Origin of the sequence: Bacteroides sp. 519 (assembly GCF_010500955.1) — a bacterium.
GTDB lineage: Bacteria > Bacteroidota > Bacteroidia > Bacteroidales > Bacteroidaceae > Bacteroides.
In genome coordinates this window covers 441,984-464,264 of the sequence record NZ_QVMJ01000003.1, presented here as the reverse complement: position 1 = coordinate 464,264, position 22,281 = coordinate 441,984, and the positions used below count along the sequence as shown (strand labels likewise).

10 protein-coding genes are annotated in these 22,281 nt (G+C 40.9%); 2 read left to right on the top strand and 8 right to left on the bottom strand.

What is annotated here, in order from left to right; all coding sequences use genetic code 11:
• Positions 1-171: 171 nt before the first annotated feature.
• The 5 genes from D0T85_RS04780 to D0T85_RS04760 all read right to left on the bottom strand — a co-directional run bounded on the left by D0T85_RS04780 (position 172) and on the right by D0T85_RS04760 (position 9,802).
• A complete protein-coding gene (locus D0T85_RS04780; RefSeq protein ID WP_239060643.1) occupies positions 172-1,374 on the bottom strand; it encodes a glycoside hydrolase family 5 protein in 1,203 nt (400 codons plus the stop codon).
• A gap of 243 nt (positions 1,375-1,617) precedes the next feature.
• Positions 1,618-3,621 carry a DUF5125 domain-containing protein gene (locus D0T85_RS04775; RefSeq protein ID WP_163210755.1) on the bottom strand — a complete coding sequence of 668 codons (2,004 nt, stop codon included), beginning with the start codon at positions 3,619-3,621 and terminating at the stop codon, positions 1,618-1,620.
• A 91-nt stretch (positions 3,622-3,712) separates the two neighbouring features.
• Positions 3,713-5,188: a glycoside hydrolase family 30 beta sandwich domain-containing protein gene (locus D0T85_RS04770; protein ID WP_163210753.1), complete on the bottom strand. Its 1,476-nt coding sequence runs from the start codon at positions 5,186-5,188 to the stop codon at positions 3,713-3,715.
• 91 nt (positions 5,189-5,279) lie between these two features.
• Positions 5,280-6,812, bottom strand: a complete 1,533-nt coding sequence (locus D0T85_RS04765; RefSeq protein ID WP_163210752.1) for a RagB/SusD family nutrient uptake outer membrane protein — start codon at positions 6,810-6,812, stop codon at positions 5,280-5,282.
• Positions 6,813-6,826: 14 nt separating this feature from the next.
• Entirely contained in the window at positions 6,827-9,802 is a 2,976-nt protein-coding gene (locus D0T85_RS04760; RefSeq protein WP_163210750.1) for a TonB-dependent receptor, read from the bottom strand.
• A 1,220-nt stretch (positions 9,803-11,022) separates the two neighbouring features.
• Here D0T85_RS04760 and D0T85_RS04755 point away from each other — a divergent pair.
• Positions 11,023-11,589 carry a hypothetical protein gene (locus D0T85_RS04755; RefSeq protein WP_163210748.1) on the top strand — a complete coding sequence of 189 codons (567 nt, stop codon included), beginning with the start codon at positions 11,023-11,025 and terminating at the stop codon, positions 11,587-11,589.
• A 12-nt stretch (positions 11,590-11,601) separates the two neighbouring features.
• On the opposite strand, the gene D0T85_RS04750 is transcribed toward D0T85_RS04755, so the two are convergent.
• From D0T85_RS04750 to D0T85_RS04740, 3 genes are all read right to left on the bottom strand, one after another.
• Positions 11,602-17,403 (bottom strand): DUF3320 domain-containing protein, encoded by a 5,802-nt coding sequence (locus D0T85_RS04750; protein ID WP_163210745.1) that lies wholly within the window; start codon positions 17,401-17,403, stop codon positions 11,602-11,604.
• 112 nt (positions 17,404-17,515) lie between these two features.
• Positions 17,516-17,929 (bottom strand): putative toxin-antitoxin system toxin component, PIN family, encoded by a 414-nt coding sequence (locus tag D0T85_RS04745; protein ID WP_163210743.1) that lies wholly within the window; start codon positions 17,927-17,929, stop codon positions 17,516-17,518.
• The gene (locus tag D0T85_RS04740; protein WP_163210741.1) at positions 17,926-18,129 is read right to left on the bottom strand and encodes a hypothetical protein; all 204 of its coding nucleotides are present in this window, start codon (positions 18,127-18,129) and stop codon (positions 17,926-17,928) included. The genes D0T85_RS04745 and D0T85_RS04740 overlap by 4 nt, the downstream gene beginning before the upstream one ends.
• Before the next feature lie 96 nt (positions 18,130-18,225).
• On the opposite strand from D0T85_RS04740, the gene D0T85_RS04735 reads away from it, so the two are divergent.
• The gene (locus D0T85_RS04735) at positions 18,226-22,230 is read left to right on the top strand and encodes a two-component regulator propeller domain-containing protein (RefSeq protein ID WP_163210739.1); all 4,005 of its coding nucleotides are present in this window, start codon (positions 18,226-18,228) and stop codon (positions 22,228-22,230) included.
• The last annotated feature ends 51 nt before the right edge of the window (positions 22,231-22,281 follow it).

Below are 22,281 nucleotides of genomic sequence, written 5' to 3'. Positions count from 1 at the left end.
CATATCTTAACGAACCGCTGTATACGTGACCCGTACGTACAGTGGTGTGAGAGGCTCTCCCTGCCGGGCGACACCGGCAGGGCAGTCTACTCGATTGTATAGAGGCCGTTGGCCTCCATGTTTCAACTTAACAGCCCTGCCCTCTGAAGGAGGGAGATATAAGAAAGTACTTTAATTAGGGACTAATCCCAACGACTTAATATATTCCTCCTGAATTACACAATTTTTAAGCTTAGAAGCTTCGATGAAATCGAGCATTGCTTTGCGTGCAACCTCCTGATTGGGGCGCGCATCGCGTATTTCTCCGTAAGTTGCGCGTGGTGCTTCCGAGAATTCAACAATCACATTCCAGTTTTCGGGAGGGGTTACTCCAACAAAGCATGAGCCATCAGCTTTCTTGTATGGCCAGAAAGTCCATCCAATGTTGTTATCTTCCATTGTTTTGCAGAATTCTGCTTGCCACTCGGGGGTGTTGTGTCCTATTTCGCCCATATAGATCGGAAGGTTTACACTATCACGGAACGATATAAAGTTCATAATAGCCTCTTTGGTAGGTGCGCCTCCGTAACGGTGACAAGTGTACATAATCTTATCATCGAAAGTAGAGTCTTTAAATGGCTTAAAGTTACCATTCCATTGAGAACCACCCAGTAGAATAATGTGGTTGTTATCAACTTCGCGAATAGCCGCAACTCCCAGCTTGTATATACCTTCGAGTTTGTTGTTCAACTCTTCCATATTCTCGAAGTAAGGAGCAATGGGTTCATTGAAAAGTTCATAACCCAGAATTATAGGCTCATTCTTATAATAATCGGCAATCTTACGCCAGATGTCGCAATAAAGTTTTTGGCTGGCTTCGCTTTCGAATAACCATGGATAGCCATAACTGTCGTCAATGTTATCTCCGGTTTGTCCGCCGGGTGCATCGTGCATATCAAGAATCAGGTAAAGCCCCTCTTCACGACACCATTTTACTACAGAGTCTACCCGGGCAAAACCATCCTGATTAACGGTAAGTCCCATGTAATCCTCATCGGTAAATGATTTATAGTGAAACGGTAAACGAACTGTATTACTACCGGTACGTTTAATAAAAGCTACATCTTCTTTAGTGATATAGTTGTCTTTAAATGCTTTCCAGAATTCTGCAGTAAAATCCGGTCCTACCATTTGGCAGAACATCTCGTTTATAAAACGGGCAGAGTTAGCCTTGTTGAACTTAAACATGTATCCTTCCGGATTAAGCCAGTTACCAAAGTTGGTTCCTTTGATAAACAGTTTGGTTCCGTCCGGCTTAATTAAATCCGGTCCGCTGATTGTAATAAACCCACCAGGTTGAGGTGTAGTTTCAACTTTGTTTGTTGTACATGCCATTACCAGGAACGAAAAGCATGCCAGGCAAAAAGAGTAAATGTGTTTCATGTTTCTATCTAATTTTATTAAACCCTGTAAATATCACTATAAAAGAGTAGATATTTACAGGGCTCACTACATCATAAATACGTCAAAAGGAATTTAAAAAAGAGAGTATACAAACAATGGTTTAAAAACTAACAATACCTATTGAAAACACCACACTAATCAACCTGATTGCTTATATACTCTTCATTTTATCGGTTATTTTTGAGTTACAGTAAGTACTGCTTTGTCATTACCTGCACTTACATCAAGAGTGAAAACATACAATTCACCATCTACCAACGTTTTTCCTTCTTCCAATGCCAGATTACCATCACTCTTAACAATTACAAAATCACTGTTTGTTGTTAATTCATTCCCAGTAAATTCACCACCCCAACCTTGTTGATGGAAGAACTTAAATTCAATCTTATCCAGATTTACATTTGTTCCGGCTTCAACGGTAATTTGATATTTCTTATTTCCGATAGGTGCCATACAAAGTCCTTTCTTATCATTCCAGCCAATTTGGTTTGCCAATGATGGTTTACCTATATCATAACCAATTACCCAAACAGCACCAGCTCCATCAGTATTTAATGTAGCTAGATCATCGCCGTTCATAGCTTCTACCACAAAATATTTCAGAGCAAGATTAGCTGTAACCCGGTATTTTCCACTGATGGGTAAGAAAGTGAGCTTACCATTATTCATAGTAAAATAGTCCGGATCAATCCACCAACCGGAAAATCCTGTTATACCAGATACACTGATCTCCTGTCCTTGGGTAAATTCCTTTTCAATTTTGTAATTGTCCAGGTCAACCATTTGCATTTCTTCACCATCAAACTTAATTTTGACTTCTTCTATTTCCTCTTCGCCTTCCTTTTTAATAGTAAGAACAGCTTTGTCATTTCCAGCTGTAACATCTACAGTGATGGTATAAATACCCATTGCATCGAGCGAATTGCCCTCTGTGATTTTTATATTACCACTGTCACCTCCATTCTCTCCATTTCCAACAAAGACTAAATTACTTGTGGTTGATATTGCATCATGTTTAAATTCACCTCCCCAGCCATTCTGATGGAAGAATTTAAAGTCTATATCACTTGTGTTTATTGTTTTTCCGCCTACTACTGTTATTTGATATTTGCCTTTTTCAATTGGAGCCATGCATAAGGATACAAATTCATTCCACCCTACAACATTGCTTAATGAAGGTTTTCCAATACCATTCCCTTTAATCCAGATAGCACCTGTTCCATCTTCCTGTAAAGTAGCAAGAGCTCCGCCGCTCAATACTTCAACAATGAAGTATTTGTGAGTGAAGTTTGCAGTTATCCGGTAATTACCACCCATTGGAAGGAATTTCAGTTTTCCATTATCCTGCATGGAGAAGTAATCGGCATCAATCCACCATTCATCCATATCCGGAATACCTGTTATCTCTATTTCCTGACCAGTGGTAAGGGCCAAATCTATCCGATAGTTATTATCATCTACCATTTCCATTTCTTTTCCTTCAATAAGTAGCTTAACAAACGGACTGGCGTTGTAGCTAAATGTATTAAAAGCAATGGTATATTTTCCTGCGCTTGAATTAGAGAAGGTTATTGCACTTGTAGTACCTTCTTTAATTTCGCCTCCTTGCCATCCAAATACTATTTCATTGGCTTGGGCTGTTGGAACAGGAGTTTTAATATGCCCTTTTACTTTCTGCGGAAACCGTGCTGTTACTGCATATTCGTACAAAGCCTGACGTTCCATTCTATATTCTATGGCATTGCCATCTTCATCGGTTTCATCGCTTACCAGTGTTAGATATTCGTAATCCGGACGGCTCAACGGCAAATCATACTCTTTCTCGGTAATTGTAAAGTTAATATTTTGCAGTACCAACTTTAATGTAGCCGTTGCATTGGGGATATTTGCATAAAAAGGCACAAATATTTTGCCACTATATTCATCATTCGTTTTGGTGCGTATCACTGTTTCCGATACTTTTTCTTCGCCATAGAAAAGCTGTGCTTTCAGGGTCGAAAGAGGTACATCGTTATCCGATGCATTTACAGTAAACTGCAAACTATCGCCAAACATCGCAGTCGAGAATTCGGTTTTAGGATCCATAACCGGATTACCTGCAACAAAATCATCGTCGTTACAGGAGCTTATAGCAAATACTCCTGCCAGTGCTAAAAATAAATATTTTATTGATTTCATATTATAGAGTTTTGAGTAGTGAGTAGTGAGTTTTGAGTTAACGATGCCGCAGGGCACTCATTACTCAAAACTCATTACTCAAAACTTGTTATTATTTCTTCCAACGATAAGATATTACCGATTTGCCCGGTACATCGTAAGCAAAATGATGATTGCCATCGTTTAGTGCTATTTTCTTAGTCTCTGCCGATTCGTTCAATAGAACAAAAGCGTAGGTTCCATCGGTGTTTTCGAATGCAGCATACATTATACCGCTTTCGGTATATCCGGTAGTTCCGATGCGGGTTGCACCCGGTTTAACTACAGCCGACATGTGGCTGATGATGTAATAGTGCGAGTTGCGGGTAATGCCTTTATAACTCTTGTCAATATCTACAGCACCGTAGCAAGTTTGGCATCCACCGTCGCGGTTAGGACCACGATTGCTGTCGAGCATCAGGTTCCATACAATAGCACCTTTACACCAGTTATTAACGGTTCCTAAAGCAACTTCGCGCATATCTTCCATTAAACGGGTGCTGAGGTTACGACCATCGTTCCAAGTACCAATTGATGTTTCGGTGAAAACGAGTTCTTTATCGGGAGCCTGATTGTGAACCACATTCAGCTCTTCGCGGTTACCACCATAATTATGATAAGCGGCACCAGCCAGGTAAGAGGCTGCTTCGGCATCTTCGTAAATATTCACCGGGTAGCCTTTTTGATCAGCCATGTTATCGTAATTGTAGTTGTGGTCGAAAGCATAAATCTTTGTGGTAAGACCTGCTTCTTTCATTTTAGGTCCCAGACCTTCTTTAATGAAAGCCAGTTCTTCTTTCCATCCCATGAATAAAGAAGCCGAATTTCCCCTGTTCAACGGTTCGTTTTGTGGAGTTACCGAATAAATGTTGATTCCTTCGGCCTTCATTGCCTGAATCCACTTCACGAAATAAGTACCATAATCGGCATAATACTTCGGATTAAGTTGACCATCTGTCCAGCTATCAAACGGTTGCATATCAGTTAAGTTATTCACCTTCATCCAACGTGGACATGTCCATGGCGAACCCATAATCTTGATGTTGGGATTGATAGCAAGGATTTCTTTCAGAATGGGTATTACATATTCTTTTTCTTCACTTTGTAAGGCGAAGTTTTCCAACCCTTCTTTATCACAACAAGTGTATTCATCGAGCGAGAAGTCTGAACAGCCAATAGAGATACGAATATAACTATGGCCCATTCCATCCTTGTCGGAGAATGTTTCGGTAAGGAACTTCGTGCGGTCTTCTTTATTCATCTTCAGAAGATTGTAGCAACTCGAACCGGTTACAGCAGTACCAAATCCATCCATAGTTTGGTATTTCACTGTAGGATCAAGACTGATCGTAGTTGGCGACATGTTGTTCTTCTTACTGAAATCTATAGCTTTCCATTCAAGATCATGAGAGCGGGTATTTGTAGTAAGCAAGATAGTTACATCCCCTGCTACTTCAAGACCAGGCGTTTCGCTTGGGTTATCGTTTCCACAAGCAGTAAACAAAATTGCCCATGCGCCAAAGCCGTATAATATATTTCTTAAGTTCATAATATTTAAAGTTTTGAGTTTTGAGTTATGAGTTTTGAGTTTACTATGCAGTCAATTCATTCATAACTTTCAACTTTCAATTTTTAATTTATTAATATCCTGGGTTTTGAGTAAGATTTGGATTCTGGTCGATGGCTCCTTGCGGAATAGCTAACTTATAAGAGTTTTCATCGAAAGGATATACCTGAGTTTTTCTTCCGGAGTCTTTAGCATAAACTGCGTTCATTACTTCTTCTACTTTATCCAAACGGCAGAGGTCGAACCAACGTTGGCCTTCGAAAGCAAGCTCCATGCGGCGTTCTTTTAAAAGAGCATTCAGCATAGAATCTTTGTTACTGCGAACCGAAGCAGATAGTTTACCAAGTCCGGCACGATTACGTATTTTATCAATAATGTTTGCAGCAGCTTCCAAATCGGGGCTGGCTTTCATGATTAAAGCTTCGGCCTTTAGAAGAAGCACATCGGCATATCTGTATTTGATAATGCTGCTATAAGCCGAACGGCATTTGTACATAAACGGATATTCGCTTCCCGGATAATAGTTGCTCCATGTACAATCGTAATAAACAATCGATTCTGCGGAGCGGATTTTATCGCCTTCTTCGTTGTACAGGTTAATTAAATCGCGCGAAGGTGTTACCCACTTGGCCCAGGTAAAGTTGCTTTCCCAGTTTGCCAGGTCGCGTCCAAACATCCATGTACACCAGTTACCGTTACCGGTAAAGAACTGTGCTTCGAGAATTGATTCTTTTGTATTTCTTACTTTCGTATCGGTATTGGCTTCGTTCATTCCGAATAAATCGTTGAAATCGACCAAATCAAAGCCGGCAGCTGTTACTTTATCAGCATACTCAATTACTTTGTTGTAATCTCTCAGCGTTTTTTCGGCATATACTTTTGTTAGCAATGTATGAGCTACCGATTTAGTAAACAGTGTTTTATCGCCCGAATTATTGTCGGGTGCATATTGCAGTGATTCTAACAAATCCTGTTCAATAAGTGCATACACCTCTTCTTCTTCGTGTTGTTCGGGAAAGTATTGCGGATATATTTCGCCAACGTTTTCGGAAGTTATATCATCGGCTAAACCGGTAATCAAAGGAACCCGGCCCCACAAACGCACCATGTCAAAGTAAACCATTGCCCGGAATATTTTGGCCTGTGCTTTATACTGTTCGCGTTCGGTAGTTGTAAAAGAACCATCTTTTACGTTATCTACATTGTAGATGATTTTGTTGGCCTGACCTACATCCGACAGGTAGCGCGACCAGTCGCGATCGAGTACTGAGTTTGATCCCTCAATGGAGTTGTTTTCGAAAGGAACCACTTCGGCACCGGTTGTTCCGGCGTAAGCGTTATCGGCATGAGCCTCTGCAATCAGCAGTACATCTACATACCAATGTTCCTGGCGATCTCTCATCAGCTTATAAATCTGTTGCATCTGGCCATCTATTGCGGCCTTGTTTTTAAACTCCGATGTGTCTTCTTCCTTATCGCCCTCTTCTTGTCCCTCGGTTATTTCCGAGTATTGTGCTTCCGGTTCATAATCCAGCGAACATGCTGCCGGAATAAAGGCAAACACTGTAGCAAAAGCCAGACCTCCCAGTAAATATTTTATTTTCATGATAATAGGTTGTTTTAGAATTCTACATTAACACCAAACACAAACGATTTGCTGTGTGGATAGGTTCCCCAGTCAATTCCCTGTACAGCACCACTATTGCCCCATTGGTTAACTTCGGGGTCCATACCTTTATACTTTGTCCATGTAAGCAGGTTTGTAGCAGTGAAGTAAGGTTGCAAACGGCTTATTCCTGCTTTTTTCAGGAAAGGAAGCTGAAGGTTGTACGACAATGAGATGTCTTTTACGCGCAGGTAGCTACCATCTTCGATAAAGTAGGTCGAGTTCTTCAGGTCGAATCCGGCTTTAGGTACATTGGTAATCTGTCCGGGAATCTTCCAACGGTTCAATACACGTGTCGATTGATTCTTACCATCGTACATTCCTTCTGTTTCAATTCTCGAAGCATTGAAGATGTCGTTTCCATAAGATCCCTGAATAAATACAGTAAGGTTCAGGTTCTTCCACGAGAATGTATTTGTAAGACCATAGATGAAGTCCGGATTCGGGTCGCCGATATACGTACGGTCGGAAGCCGATATCTTACCATCTTTATTGATGTCGCGATATATTAGTTCGCCGGTTTCGGGGTTTACTCCATCGCTGATGTATCCATAGAATCCACCTAACGGACGACCCGGCTCGTTACGAACCACATTTTCGTTTGTAAAATCGCTGGTTTTGGCAGCAGTATATATTTTCTGCAATTCCAGTTTGGTTAGTTTGTTTCTGTTGAAAGAGATATTGAAATCGGTGCTCCAATTAAACACTCCTTGAATATTCTTCGAATTCACCGCAAATTCAAACCCTTTATTTACCATTTCTCCTTCGTTACGGGTAATCGACGAGGCTCCTTGTCCGGCAGGTAAGCTTACATACATCAACATGTCTGTTGTTTTCTTGTAGTAATAATCGGCTGTAATGGTCAGGCGGTTATTGAATGCAGTAAAGTCGATACCAAAGTTAGTTTGAGTAGTTGTTTCCCAAGTTAAATCTTTGGTACGCAGGTTTGCCTGCGAGATGTTAGGAAGTGCATTTTGTTGTCCTTCTTTCCACCATTCCTGACGGGAGATATTATAAAGCAACAAATAAGAGTAGTCGCCAATACCCGATTGGTTACCGGTTTGTCCCCATCCACCGCGTATTTTCAAATCATCTAACCATTCCAGATTGCTCATAAATGCTTCGGACGACATACGCCATGCAGCAGAGAACGAAGGGAAAGTTCCCCATCTGTGGTCGGGGTGTAATTTCGATGATCCGTCCATACGCATGTTGGCTGTAACAAGATACTTGCTAGCAAAGTTGTACGATACGCGGCCCATGTACGAGTTGATTCCCCATTGCGAAATACTTGTGCCGGTTCCATCCCATGAAATTTTATTGGCAGCGTTCAATGTTTGTATGATGGAATCGCGGAAATGTGATCCGTTAATCCAACTGTTGCGATAGTCCGAATCTGTCCACGAAGTACCCAACATAACATCAAGCCCATGCTTATTGAAGTTTTTATTGAAATTCAATACATTATCGAAAGTAATAACTGTATTTTGGTTACGGTTATCCGATGCTGTACCATAGTTTTCACGTCCCCAAGCTGTAGAAATCGGATCGAGGAAGGTTGTGCTCAACGCATTACGACGGTCAAGGGTGAAAGAAGACTTAAATGTCAGTTCGGGCATAAAGGTAATTGTAGCACTACCCGATGCAATGAGGCGGTTCTCACGGTTTCTTCTGTATTTATCTCTCTCCATGTTTTCCAATGGATTGGTGATATTATTGATACCATAGAACTGGTTATAATATTGACCTTCGTTATTGGGGTCCCATATCGGAGCATAAGATGGTGTATTAATTACCGATAATACTACTCCACCACGATTTGCACCTAATCCGGTTTGAACACCGTTGTTTACATAATCCGAGTAAGAAACATTGGCATTAACGCGTAACCATTTGCGTAGTTCGCTGTCGATATTGGCACGGAAGTTATACCGTTTGTAGAAAGCGGTGTTTAAAACTCCCTTTTCATCCAGATATCCACCAGACAAGAAGTATTGAGTTTTGTCATTTCCGTTCGATACCGAAGCCTGATAGCTTTGCATAACTCCAGTTGAATAGGCTTCATCAAACCAATCGGTTTGGTCTTTCAGATTCTCGGGCAACGAAATCATACCGATTTCATCCTGCAAATCTTTGTACTGTTGTGCATTCAACGGTTTAATTTTCTCGGAAACTCTACTCAAAGTTAACTGGGCATTGAACGAGATTTTTGCTTCGTTCTTAGCACCACCTTTGGTAGTGATAATAATAACCCCATTGGCTGCACGTGCTCCATAGATAGCTGCCGAAGAAGCATCTTTCAGGATTTGCATACTTTCAATATCGTTGGCCGAAAGGAAACCGATATTATCTACCGGAACACCATCAACCACATAAAGCGGATCGTTACTACCGTTAAAAGAAGTGGTACCACGTACACGGATAGACAACTCTGCCCCAGGTGATCCATTAGGTTGAATAACCGATACCCCGGCAGCCTTTCCTTGAATAGCTTGTCCGGCCGATACAATCGGGCGAATGTCTAAATCCTTAGTAGATACCGATGAAATGGAAGTTGTTACATCCTTACGTTTTACACTTCCATAACCAATAACAACCACTTCATCGAGTAATTCGGTGTCTTCTTTCAATGTAACCACCATGTTGGCAGTTGCTTTTACCTCAATGGTTGTATAACCGATATACGAAATGGTTAAAAGCGCCCCTTCGTTTACCTGAAGTTCAAAGTTACCATCAAAGTTAGTGATTGTTCCATTGGTTGTGCCATTTTCCTTAATACTGGCTCCAATAATAGGTTCTCCTGCTGTATCGGCTACCTGCCCTTTTACTGTAACCATTTGTGCGGTTGCACTTAACGACAGAAACAGAGCGAATAAAGCAAAGAGAAATTTCCGGCTCCCGGAAAAAGTACTTCTCCTGTTCTTTTTCATGCGTACTATTTTTAAAAGTTAATAATAAAACTGTTACTACAATCCGGAGATTGTTCGTTGTGTCAAAAGTAGGCGGATTATGGTCTTATTATTTTTTGTGGAAGAATTTGGTGGATTAATTTGGAAAGGTGTTTGTGGTAACAGGTTGATTAATAGTGGAATGGAAAAATTTGTGGTGTGGTAAAAAGTGGATTGAATATGAACCATGTGGAATAACTTATTCAATAAATGACTGATATTATTTTGTTTTGTTTCTAATCCTTATTGCTTTACTTTGTGTAGACCCGGGTGTTCATGTTGTTAACACCCGGGTCTACACGCCATGTACATCCGGGTGTACACGCATGGTACACCCGGGTGTACTTACATTGAACACCCGGGTGTACAAAAAGAAAATTTAATGCGATAAGCCAAAAATCCTTGTAGTAGATATAAAAATTACATAAGGGACGAACAAAGAAATCTACTGCTTTTTTGTGAGAAATTGGCAAAATGTGACACTTCGGTGGTACTTATTTTTCTTAAAAACACGAAGTGTCACACTGTAATTGGTTAAATTTCAGAAAGTTATAGCCGTGTTGCACTTGTGACACTTTTTTCACCGAAAATCTTCTGAGAGAGTGAATTGAATAGGGTAAATAAAACCCTGTTGGTCACAGATTATGCCGCATGGATTCCCCTCCTTGGCTAAGGAGGGGTGCCCAACGGGCGGTTGGGCTACAAAGCATTGTGTATAAAACATAGTTTGTATGTACACCAACCACCCCGGCCTAAAGGCCACCCCTCCTTAACCAAGGAGGGGAATCCATGCGGCATCATAATCCAGAGTTAGCCCGAAAAGCGAAATATGAATCCCCTATGGGGATTTAAGAATTTTGTCATAATATTATTTCTATTGATATGAATGCCCTACGGGCAACAGCATACAATATTGGCTGCGACTAATGCTCAGAGGGTATTCATATCAATGACCGGCTCATGAGTTTCACCGGAAGTCCATCAATGCTGCGGCTAATGCTTGTTGTTTAACAATGAACTCTTGTATTCATATCAATATGGCTGCAACTAATGCCCAGCGGGCATTCATATCAATAGAAAAACAAAACATACGAACACAAATCCCCATAGGGGATTCATAAAACACAAGAAATAGCATAATGATTATACAAAATAGATTTATCTTTGAGCAAATAAATCTATTCTAATAATTATAGCAAAACATGAGATATCGTTATTATACAATTCTATTGGTATTACTTCCAATTGTTTTTATTCTAATTCATGTTTTTATTATTATAAATGTGGATAAAACCCTTATACACAAAACTATTGATGTAAAATACAGAGTCAATTTATTGTCGGAAAATATAGGCATACAAAAATATGCTGAACGTGGTGGTACTTGTATTGCATTTGAAACAACAGACGATATTCGTTTTGAACGTGAATACATTGGCATTGTTCAACGAATATTCTGCCATGTTTATTATGGCGATATTATAGAAAAGAAAGAACAAAGCATTGGCTTGTATGTTAATCCAAAGAATCTGTTGTTAAAGAAAACAATTCCTTTTATTTCATTAGGAAAATCCAATGAAAAAGATTTTTGGCATTATATAGACCTCTACTCTTATGTTAAGAAACAATATTCAGCGTTTTTTTTAACATCCTATCTGATTTTGTATCTCATATTATTCAGTATCTGCATGAATATCCATATAGTAAGTACTCAAAAGGTGCTATGGATTATAACTCTGTTATTTCCTGTTTTTTATATGCTTATTTGAAAAAGAACTCCTTCACCTTACCAACACTCTTCCCCCTTCTTCCTTCACATATCCTCTTTTTATTGCCTCATTGATGCCACAATACATGGCAGCATCTACATTAGAGCCAACCTTAGCGAATCCAAGGAAATGGGCAGTGGTTCGTATCAGGTCTTTTGTTGGTAAACTGATTTCGTTCTCTAATATATATTTAATTGCGTTTGCAATCTCTTCGGGCGGAAAATCAGATATGTCTCTGCCGGAGTCGGGCCTGCATTGGGTATATGTCTTTGCTTGTTCTTCATCCCTCCAAAAGAAAACAACAGCTTCGTGGGTGGTAGTGTGGTACGGAAGTTGGCTGAATAAATCTTTAAAAAGGGTTTCCATCTTTGGGCTTGAGCGTAGTGATCCCCACGCATCCAATATTCTACGGTAAACCAATGAGCGAGATATGGGAGCTTCGGTTTCTATAACTTTCTTTACTTGTTTCTTTATTATAGAATAGTTTCCACTGCTTCTGAATTCTTCCGGTGAAACTTCAACAAGAGGTAAAGAGGTACGAATGTATGGAGCAATAATCTCGGATATGTTATCATTGCGTAAGGCTTCGCTTTGGTGTACTTGAGTATTGTTGGCAACAGCAACAGCTGGTTTGGGCTTTTGGGGACTTTTCTGTTCCGGGTTTTCAATCATCCTTTTTATGGTAACTAATACCTTTCCGGGATTTTCCCACCAATCCATCGTCCAAACCCGGTGAATGTTCCAACCCAATTGCTTTAAAACGCTGGTTTGAACAATCTCCCTGTCTCTCATTGTTTTTGTTTGCCGGTAATTCTCTCCATCACATAAAATGCCCAGGATATAATTGGATGGGTTTTCCTTATCAACAATACCAATATCTATTTTGTATCCCGAACATCCAATGGCTGTATGAACTTCGTAACCTTCCTGCCGTAACTTTTTAGCAATATCATTCTCTACCGAAGCCGTTGCTAAAGTGTGCTGTCCGGTTGTTAGCCTTCCACCTTTTTCGGCATATTCCAGGAATCGTTTCAACCCTGCTACACCTACAGCCGATGTTCTGTTAAGGTCTATTTGGTCTGCACGGAGTGTAGAATAAATAATCATTTCGTAACGGGCCCTTGAAACGGCTACATTTAAACGGCGTTCGCCCCCTATCCGGTTTAAGGGTCCAAAGTTCATGCTTACTTTTCCTTCCTGGTCGGGTCCGTAGCCAACTGAGAACAATATAACATCCCGCTCGTCGCCCTGCACGTTTTCGAGGTTCTTAATAAACAGAGGCTCTTCACACTCCAGCGATAACGTTTCCAAGTCGGGCCTTAAGGTAAACAGATCCGAAAGTAAATCTTCTATCAGGTTTTGCTGTACAGCGCTGAATGTTACTACCCCGATGCTTCTTTTCCTCAAATCATCGTCGGATAAACGGCGGATTATCTCATCGACAACCGCCTGTGCTTCCATCTTGTTCTGACGGGTTTTCCCTTTATCGTAACAACCCTGTATGGGTACAAAACGCACCTTCGACTCAATGTTATCGGGCGATGGAAACGTAAGTAATTTGTTATCGTAATACTCTGAGTTGCTGAATGCGATTAAGCTTTCGTGCTTGCTTCTGTAATGCCACAACAAATGTTTCGATGGCATGGAGAGCGCAAGACAATCATCGAGAATACTTTCCAGATCTTCCATTTCAATGTTATCCTCATCGACTGTGTTTACAGAGAAGAAGCTGGTAGGAGGCATTTGTTTGGGGTCGCCCACGATAATCACATTCTTTCCGCGCGATATGGCTCCTATAGCCTCGTAGGTAGGCATCTGCGATGCTTCGTCGAATATTACCAAGTCGAATTTATCGGCATCCGTATCAATGTATTGAGCTACAGATATGGGACTCATCAACATACACGGACACATCCTGGACAGTAAAATAGGAATCTGATCGAATAACCTGCGTATCGGCATACCTCTGCCATTGTTCTTTATGTTTCGCTGAAGGATGCCCACTTCCGAATTCTGGGCTGCCTCGCGGGTGAAATCGGGAAGATTGGATGCTAGTTTAGCATATAACTCTTGCCGGGTAAGGGTTTGGAAGTTCGAAATCAGTTCTTTGTATTTGCTGATTACATCGTTAAACATTTCGCCCTTAAATAACTCAAGAGCAGGCTCGGCAGAGACAATGTATTCTATACAGGCACGATAAAAGCTTTTGTTAAAGCTGTCTGTCAGGGTGCCCGTTGGTATATTTTTATTCTTATACTCTTCGGCAACAAAGCCCAGTTGTGTTTTTTGTAGTTTCTCGCTGATAAGTAGCCACTGGTACCAGTCTTTCAGCTCGTCTATATTGGCTACCCAAGTGTTTAGCTTGCCGTTTAATATTTCAATCCAGCGGTCCGAATCGCCATATACAACACTAATATCCATTCCGCAAACCGATTGCAAGCGTTGGCTTACCGAATTGAAGGTCAACAACAAATCATTAAACTCTGTCAATGTATTGCTGTGTATGCTTTTAAAGTAACCAATACCTTCGGCCAGGTGTTGCGCTAATGCGGCTTTCATTTTAGCTGCTCCGGCAACATTGCGTGTACAGTTTAGTATCAGCGAATCAAGAATGGCCAGTTCGTCAATAATCTGTTCTATTGTATTCCAGTCTTCGTTTTCTCTTCTACCATATTTACCAAAAAACAAGGGTAACTGGTCCAAGTATGGTTCTACATACTTTTTCTCGTTCTGATACGCTATAACATTATGAAGCAATGCTTTGACTTGTTCGTTTTTCAGTTGGCTGTTCAGGGAGTATGCAGTGAGCTGTTTTCTTATATTCTTTTGCCCAAAGTATTTGGGTATAAACCATTTGTTAGAACACTCGTTCCATGTAGATAACAGTTGTTTGGCATTAATATCCAGAATATCGCTGGTGTTAGTCAAAAGAAGTTGCTCCTTTTTCTTGTCGCGCTCTTTTCCGTGCAAAGCAACTATGTGCAATTGCTCAAGCACTTCATCTAACTGGTGTTGGTTTAATACCCCCGGTGTTAGTTCTGGTATTTCAAGGATTTTCCGGATGATATTCGATAAGATATCAACCTGTTTCTTACTATAACTGCCCTCGTTGGTTGCTCCAAACAAGTTGGTCACCTGGTCGAGTTTGCTTTTAATAGCTGCCAGTAATTGTATCAGTTCTTTCAGGCATTGCGATATTTCTTCTTTTCCGGTAGCCGAGTAATGGGTTATTTGTAAACCGGTAAGCGGGTGCTGATGAGGATGCCCGCATGCTTTTCCAACACTTACCAATGTTTCTATGCAATCTTGCCACTCTTGTATATGCTCTTTGGTCAGTTTTTCGAACAAAGACCGGGGAAAATGAAACTCAATATCACAATCAATAGATAGATATCTGCTGATAGCATCGTAAAGAGAAATGTCGAATGAACACTTCTTATGTAAGGCATCCACATACTTATTCATCTCGCACCGAAGGTTGTGAATGCGTTGGGCTTCCTGCCCGAAGTCTTCGGGTGGTAACAGCCTTACCACCTCGGATGTTCTCTTCAATTGCGACAGTATGGCCGATTTCTTTGTTTTGTTTGAGTGTAATTCAAGACAGAATGGGGCCAGCCCGATGGCTGCAAGCCGGTTTTGAACAACAGAAAGCGCCGCCATCTTCTCGGCTACAAACAACACCCTTTTTCCTTTGTACAGTGCATTGGATATGATGTTGGTTATGGTTTGCGACTTTCCTGTGCCGGGAGGGCCATGCAAGATATAAGTTCGGTCGTTCACAGCCTCGAACACAGCTTCCAATTGCGAAGAGTCGGCACTTATGGGCAGTACTATTTCGGTTGGGGGCAATTCCCTTTCCAGTACCGAAGCATTGGCTGTATTATCTTCAAAATCGAATTCAATTTTTCCGTTTATCAGGCTTGAAACAATCTTATTCTCTACCAGCTTGTGCACATTATTGTGTATATCATTCCACATAATGAACTTGTTGAAAGAGAATATACCCAGTATGGCCTGTTCTTCAACATCCCATTTACGTTGGTCTTTTATGCTGTTGCGTATTATAGAATAGATGAGCTTTACATCAATACCACTTTCGTCGGCCGGTAAAGGATCCAATCCGGTGATGGTAATGCCAAAGTTTTGTCTGAGCATTTCCAGTAAAGTGATATTCATGATAGAGTCTTCTTCTCTGGACCGGATAACATATCCCTTGGCTGCCGATTTGCGGATAATCTCAACCGGAAGCAACAAGATAGGTGCATACCTGGGGCGTTCGCTACTTGGAGTTTCGTACCACTTAAGCAAGCCCAAAGCCAGGTAAAGTGTGTTGGCTCCGTTTTCTTCGATAGACAGACGCGACGACCGGTAAAGATGCAACAGGGCTTTGTTCAGTTCGTTTTCGGTTAGATAAGATCTTAACCGCTTTTGGCTAACTTCGGATTTAACAAGCTCCAGAACCGGATCGCCCGATTGAATGGAATGGTATAATCCATAATCGTATAAAGGATTGTCCCAGTCTGTAGGTTTGGGCATAATCTGGAACTCGTCGCCTTCGGCCATTGCATCTTCAAACTTGTCGAGATCGGCCGAAATAAGTTGCAATGTATTTTTGGTAATCCGTATATTCAATAAGTTATTGCGTAGGCTGAGGTCCAGTAGTTTCCGCTCCCACATTAATTGCTTGGTGATGGTTATATCTTTACTGATTTGGGTAAGATCGTAAGGATTAACACTCTCTGGTGCCGGTTGAACCTTATCGGTTACTGAGGCTGGTTCTTCTTTTATTTCCCAGTGTTCGCCATTCAATACCCGTTGCGGCAGTGGCCTGATACCGGCAAACCGCGATCTTTTTACATCCAATGCCTGTTGAAAGCCGCCCGTTTGCAATTGGTTATTGGCCATGTTTACAGCCCGGTCGAAGTCGGCATCGTTACCCAAGTTCATGCAGGTGGCTTCTACCAATGTTATTTCATTAATTCCATCGGCTATTCTTTTAGTCAGAAACGAAACATCATCCGTAATGCTATCGGGAAACGTTTCGGGCACCAGCCATCCTCCTACAAATGCATGTCCTTGTGTAAATATAATCAGTGGATGGATGCCAACTGCTTCTAAACAAGAAGCATACAACAAAGCCATATCCAGACAGGTTCCTAATTTCTGGCTCAACACCACATCGGTTAGTCTTACCCGCTGCCCGTAATCTTCAAAGCTGGCAGGTACAGAACTATACACTATACCCTCTTGCTGAATGGCATTGTACAATGCGGCCATTTGTTTGCGTACACGGTCGGGATTACGGCTTTGGTATTCGTCCATCGAAGGATTACCCGTCCACTGTTTCAGTATAGAAGACGCTTTTTTTATGATCGGTACAATAGAGGGATGATTGGGAGTAATAAAGGAAGAAAACATTTCGGGCAATACACTGTTTCCTGCCCATTGATCGAAAGCAAGTATTGTAATCTGGTAGGATTGCTTATAGAGGATATCCTCTCCGGAAGTTATTTCCAGCATTAAGGCACCCGCCATTCGTTCGGTTAAACTGATGAAAAAGTTAGTAGAAAGATTTATCTTGAATCCATCTACCCGCACTGTGTTACCAGGCGGTATGTTTTCTATTATATGTGGAGTTGTTTCGGCAAACTGCGGCTCAACAGTGAGATTTATTTTAATGTCGGTCAGTACTTCCTCTGTCTTATTTTCTATAGTAAGCACTCGTATTACAGACACTCTGTTCTGTTGCATTGCAAAGTTGATAACAGGAAGATAGATGATCCCTACATCAATTGGATTAGTATTGTCACTCATAATAAATGGTATCGCTGGTATTGAGCCTTTTAGATGTCGCAATATTACAAAATAATTTTTAAAAAACACTCATGTGGGGCGGTTTATGTGCAGGGAAAGTGAATGGTTCGTATTATCTAACAGAACCTTTTATTTCAAGAAATTCCTGATAAGTAAGTATCTTCGTTTGGTTATGTTCTTGCAATACTAATAAATCTTTATCTCCAGTAATAATATAATCGGCTGGAATAGTATCAGCTAATGATAAGAGATAAAGGTCTTTGATATCACGAATCGGGGAACTGGCTTTTTTGCGTATGTCTATTTGCTTGCAAAAGCTTTCCATTAGTTGCAAGGTATCAGCAACGTCTTTTTCGGAAACATATTTTTTTATTTTATCGCGAGAAGATACATCTTTGAATTCGTTAATTAATGTATCGCAAATATAGATAGTGAGTTTCTTGTCAGACAATAATTGTCTCATTATTGATAGTTTCTTACCAATAAGAAAGGAAATCCATAAGTTTGTATCAACTATGATTTTCATTTTTTATACCTAACAGTCTTTATTTCTGCCATGATTTCCTCCTCTGTCAAATCAACTTTTTTAGGACGAGAATTTATATATTTCTTCAAAAGACTGTCTTTTGTTTCAATCTTCCATCCCATTTTCTTTGCCAGTTCTTTAACAAATTTCAAATCATCCTTTGGGATATTTAGGTATACGTTTTCAAGTGTTGAGTCCATAAATACATTCTTTTTATACAAATATACAATTTTCTTAAGTAACGAGCATAACTTTTTTCGTATGTTTGTGTCTATCATAAGAAAACAGCTTGTTCCATGAAAAATATACTAACAATCCTATCATTCCTCTTTACATCTGTTTATGCTTCTGTTTATGCTGCCGATCAGGGGCAATCCCATTATTATTTCTCTCATATATCGGGCGATAACGGTCTTTCCCAAAGTAATGTAAAGGCCATAATACAAGATAGTTATGGCTTTATGTGGTTTGGAACCAAAAACGGGTTGAACCGTTTCGACGGTAAATCCATTGTGCAGATGGATTGCAGCGATCATATATCCGGAAGAGGGAATAATAACATTGCTGCCCTGTTCGAAGACACAGATCGAAACCTCTGGGTAGGAACCGACCGGGGTGTTTTCCTTTACAATCCCCAATCGGACCTGTTTACCTTCATCGACCATAAAACCGAAGATGGTATGACAATGGACAACTGGATAGCCGATATTGTAAGCGACTCTTCCGGAAATATATGGGTTGTTATCCCCGATCAGGGAGTATTCCGCTACAAAGATTCTACCCTGTACTATTACGAAGTAACCGATAAAAAGAACTTTAAGTCCGAAGCTCCGAACTGTATCTGTGTACGGGCCAATGGAGAAGTATGGATAGGAACCTGGGGTGTAGGACTGTTTCGGTATAACGAAAAGATTGATGCTTTTGAGCAATATGCCACAGACAGAGACGGGCGGTCGTTGTTGGGAAAGAACATCAGTTATATATCCGATTATGGCGACTGGATTGCTATTGCCATTCACGAAGGAGGAATAAAGAAATATCATCCGCAAACACAAACATTGGTAGATGTTAGTCTGCCTGGTGCAAACGATACTTTTGTTAGGAACATCATGAACTTTGATAACGAATTGTGGATAGGAACACACGAAGGACTTTTTATACTCGACGAAAAACAGAACAAGACTACACACCTCAAAGAAGACCTGATGCGCGATTTCAGCCTTTCGGATAAGATTATCTACACCATGTACAAAGACCGGGAAGGAGGAATCTGGATTGGTACCATGTTTGGCGGAGTTAACTATCTGCCGCGCCGCCAATTATTATTCGATAAATATGTTCCCGGTAGCGAACAGCATTCGTTAAGCACAAAACGCGTGCGCGAGCTGGTTGAAGATTCCAACGGCAATATCTGGATTGGCACCGAAGACGATGGAATAAATAAACTTAATCCCGTCACCGGCGAAGTAAAACAAATCCGTTCGGGGAAATCCGGAAGCAAAGCTCATCTTATTACTTTATCCATGACCATTTATCAGGATGAGTTGTATTGCGGACTCTTTAAGCAGGGAATGGATGTTATTAAACTGGCTGACAGCTCTATCCGGAATTACAAAAGCGAAGAACTCAACATTGAAGAAGGCAGCGTTTATTTCTTTCATATAGACAACAAAGGATATAAATGGATTGGCGCCGGATGGGGCCTTTACCGGGCCCAACCCAATACCTTTAACTTTGAGAAGCTTGAACAGGTAGGCTACGACTGGATTTTCGATGTGCTTGAAGAAAAGGATGGAACCCTTTGGTTTGCTTCTATGGGCAGTGGAGTGTGGAGATACAATCCGGCCGAAGACTCTTTCAAACAATATCCATGTATCGAAGGCGATGATACAACCCTCAGTTCAAACTCGGTAAGTTCCGTAATGCAGGATAGCCGCGGGCGTATCTGGTTCTCTACCGACCGTGGAGGTATCTGTCGGTACAATGCCGATACGGACGACTTTACTACTTTCTCCGTAAACGAAGGTTTGCCCGATGATGTAGCCTATAAAATTCTGGAAGATGATTATCAGAACCTGTGGTTTGGCACAAACAAGGGCTTGGTAAAGTTTAACCCCGATAACGGGCAGATACGTGTATTCACCATTCGCGATGGGTTACTGGGAAATCAGTTTAACTATAAATCCGCATTGAAAGCCAGCGATGGTAAATTTTACTTCGGAGGCATTGACGGACTTGTTTCCTTTAATCCCAATGTTTCGGATAAAGTAGATTCGGCTCCGCCCATCTATATCTCCAGGTTCAGTATTTACAATGAAGAGATTACCGTTCATACACCCAAATCTCCTTTGAAGAAATGTATAATCCATACCGATCATATAGAACTTACCCACAATCAGTCTAACATTAGTTTTGATATAGCATTACTTAATTATTCTACAGCAGAGTCTAACCAATATTACTACATGATGGAGCCTTTAGACCGCGACTGGATAAAAGCAGGGAGCAATCAAAACATCTCCTATGCCAAGTTGCCGCCCGGCAATTATAATTTCAAAGTGCAGGCTACCCATAACACTGCAGCCGGAACATTTACCGGACGCACTCTTTCCATTGTAATATTACCGCCCTGGTGGCAATCTACATGGGCTTATATTATTTACTTCCAACTGGGCCTGTGCATTGTTGTTGGATGGTTCTTGTGGTACAGGCGCCGCAAGGAAAGAGAGATGGAAGAACGGCAGAAGATATTTGAAATAGAAAAAGAAAAGGAACTCTACGAATCGAAAGTACAGTTCTTTACCGAGATAGCTCACGAAGTACGCACCCCACTTACACTCATAAACGGCCCTGTAGAAACACTACAGGAGATGAACATAGACAACCCGAAGATTACCCGTAACATTGAAGTTATTGGGCAAAACACCCAACGACTACTTAATCTTACTGGTCAACTGCTGGACTTTCAGAAGATAGGAGTCAATAAATTCCAGATGAAGTTCGAAACCGTAGATATTACAACCTTGCTCAACGAAACCATTGCCCGGTTCGAACCCACCATTCTGCAAAAGAACAAAGAACTCCTTATCCACATACCCGATGAGGAAGTGCAGGCATCTGTAGATCGGGAAGCTATAACTAAAATATTAAGCAACTTGCTTAACAACGCACTTAAATACGCAAATCATTCTATTATTGTTGAGTTGCAGCAGAATCAGGATACCTTTATTGTACACGTAATCAGCGATGGCGAAAAGATTCCGGCGGGGCAGAGTGAACAGATATTTGAGCCTTTCTATCAGAATCTTAAAGATGCCTCTACATCCGGTGTAGGCATTGGGCTTTCTCTGGCCCGATCGCTGGCAATACTTCATAAAGGGCAACTCTATCTGGATACCAACCACGCCCGTAACTCTTTTGTGCTGGAAATTCCTCTCAATAGAGAAGCCATACAACTGCAACATGAGCGGATAAGTAATCCCAACACAGTAATCCTTGATGAAGAGATTACAGCAGATACCGAAAACACCAAAGGATATACCCTGTTGCTGGTAGAAGATAACGAAGCCATGCTATCCTTCATCCGCGAAAAACTGGAAGAATCATTCACTGTTGAGTCTGCTCAAAACGGTCAGGAGGCATTGGATATTCTGCATAATAACCACATCGACCTTGTAATCAGTGATATAATGATGCCCGTAATGGACGGATGGGAACTTTGTAAAGCTATAAAATCCGATATAGATATTAGCCACATACCTGTTATCTTCCTCACAGCCAAGAACGATCTCGACAGTAAAATCAACGGATTAAAAATAGGTGCCGAGGCTTATGTAGAGAAACCATTCTCCTTTAATTATCTCAAAACGCAGGTGTTCTCCTTGCTCAACAACCGTTCAAAAGAACGTGAAGCTTTTTCTAAACGGCCTTTCTTCCCAGTAAACAATATGCAGATGAACAAAGCCGACAAGGAATTTATGGAGAAAGTAATAAGCGTTATTTATGAGAATATTGTCGACGAAAACTTCAATGTAGAGCGTATGGCAGATATATTGTGCATGAGTCGATCCAACCTGTTACGCAAAATCAAGCTCTTATTTAACCTGTCTCCGGTAGATTTTATCCGACTGATACGACTTAAAAAAGCTGCCGAACTTATTCAGGAAGGAAAGTACCGTATAGTCGATATTTGTGAGATGGTGGGGATTAATTCGCCCTCGTATTTCAGCAAACTATTCCTCAAACAGTTTGGAATGACGCCTAAAGAGTTTGAGAAGAGGGGTGTTAAAACGTGTGATTAATTCATAGAAAAAGATAATATCTAAATTTTGAAACTTACTATTTTTTTAAGA

Coding starts and splice junctions, on each gene's coding strand:
- D0T85_RS04780 (WP_239060643.1), bottom strand. CDS start 1,374: ATGGCATGTACAACAAACAAAGTTGAAACTACACCTCAACCTGGTGGG.
- D0T85_RS04775 (WP_163210755.1), bottom strand. CDS start 3,621: ATGAAATCAATAAAATATTTATTTTTAGCACTGGCAGGAGTATTTGCT.
- D0T85_RS04770 (WP_163210753.1), bottom strand. CDS start 5,188: ATGAACTTAAGAAATATATTATACGGCTTTGGCGCATGGGCAATTTTG.
- D0T85_RS04765 (WP_163210752.1), bottom strand. CDS start 6,812: ATGAAAATAAAATATTTACTGGGAGGTCTGGCTTTTGCTACAGTGTTT.
- D0T85_RS04760 (WP_163210750.1), bottom strand. CDS start 9,802: ATGAAAAAGAACAGGAGAAGTACTTTTTCCGGGAGCCGGAAATTTCTC.
- D0T85_RS04755 (WP_163210748.1), top strand. CDS start 11,023: ATGAGATATCGTTATTATACAATTCTATTGGTATTACTTCCAATTGTT.
- D0T85_RS04750 (WP_163210745.1), bottom strand. CDS start 17,403: ATGAGTGACAATACTAATCCAATTGATGTAGGGATCATCTATCTTCCT.
- D0T85_RS04745 (WP_163210743.1), bottom strand. CDS start 17,929: ATGAAAATCATAGTTGATACAAACTTATGGATTTCCTTTCTTATTGGT.
- D0T85_RS04740 (WP_163210741.1), bottom strand. CDS start 18,129: ATGGACTCAACACTTGAAAACGTATACCTAAATATCCCAAAGGATGAT.
- D0T85_RS04735 (WP_163210739.1), top strand. CDS start 18,226: ATGAAAAATATACTAACAATCCTATCATTCCTCTTTACATCTGTTTAT.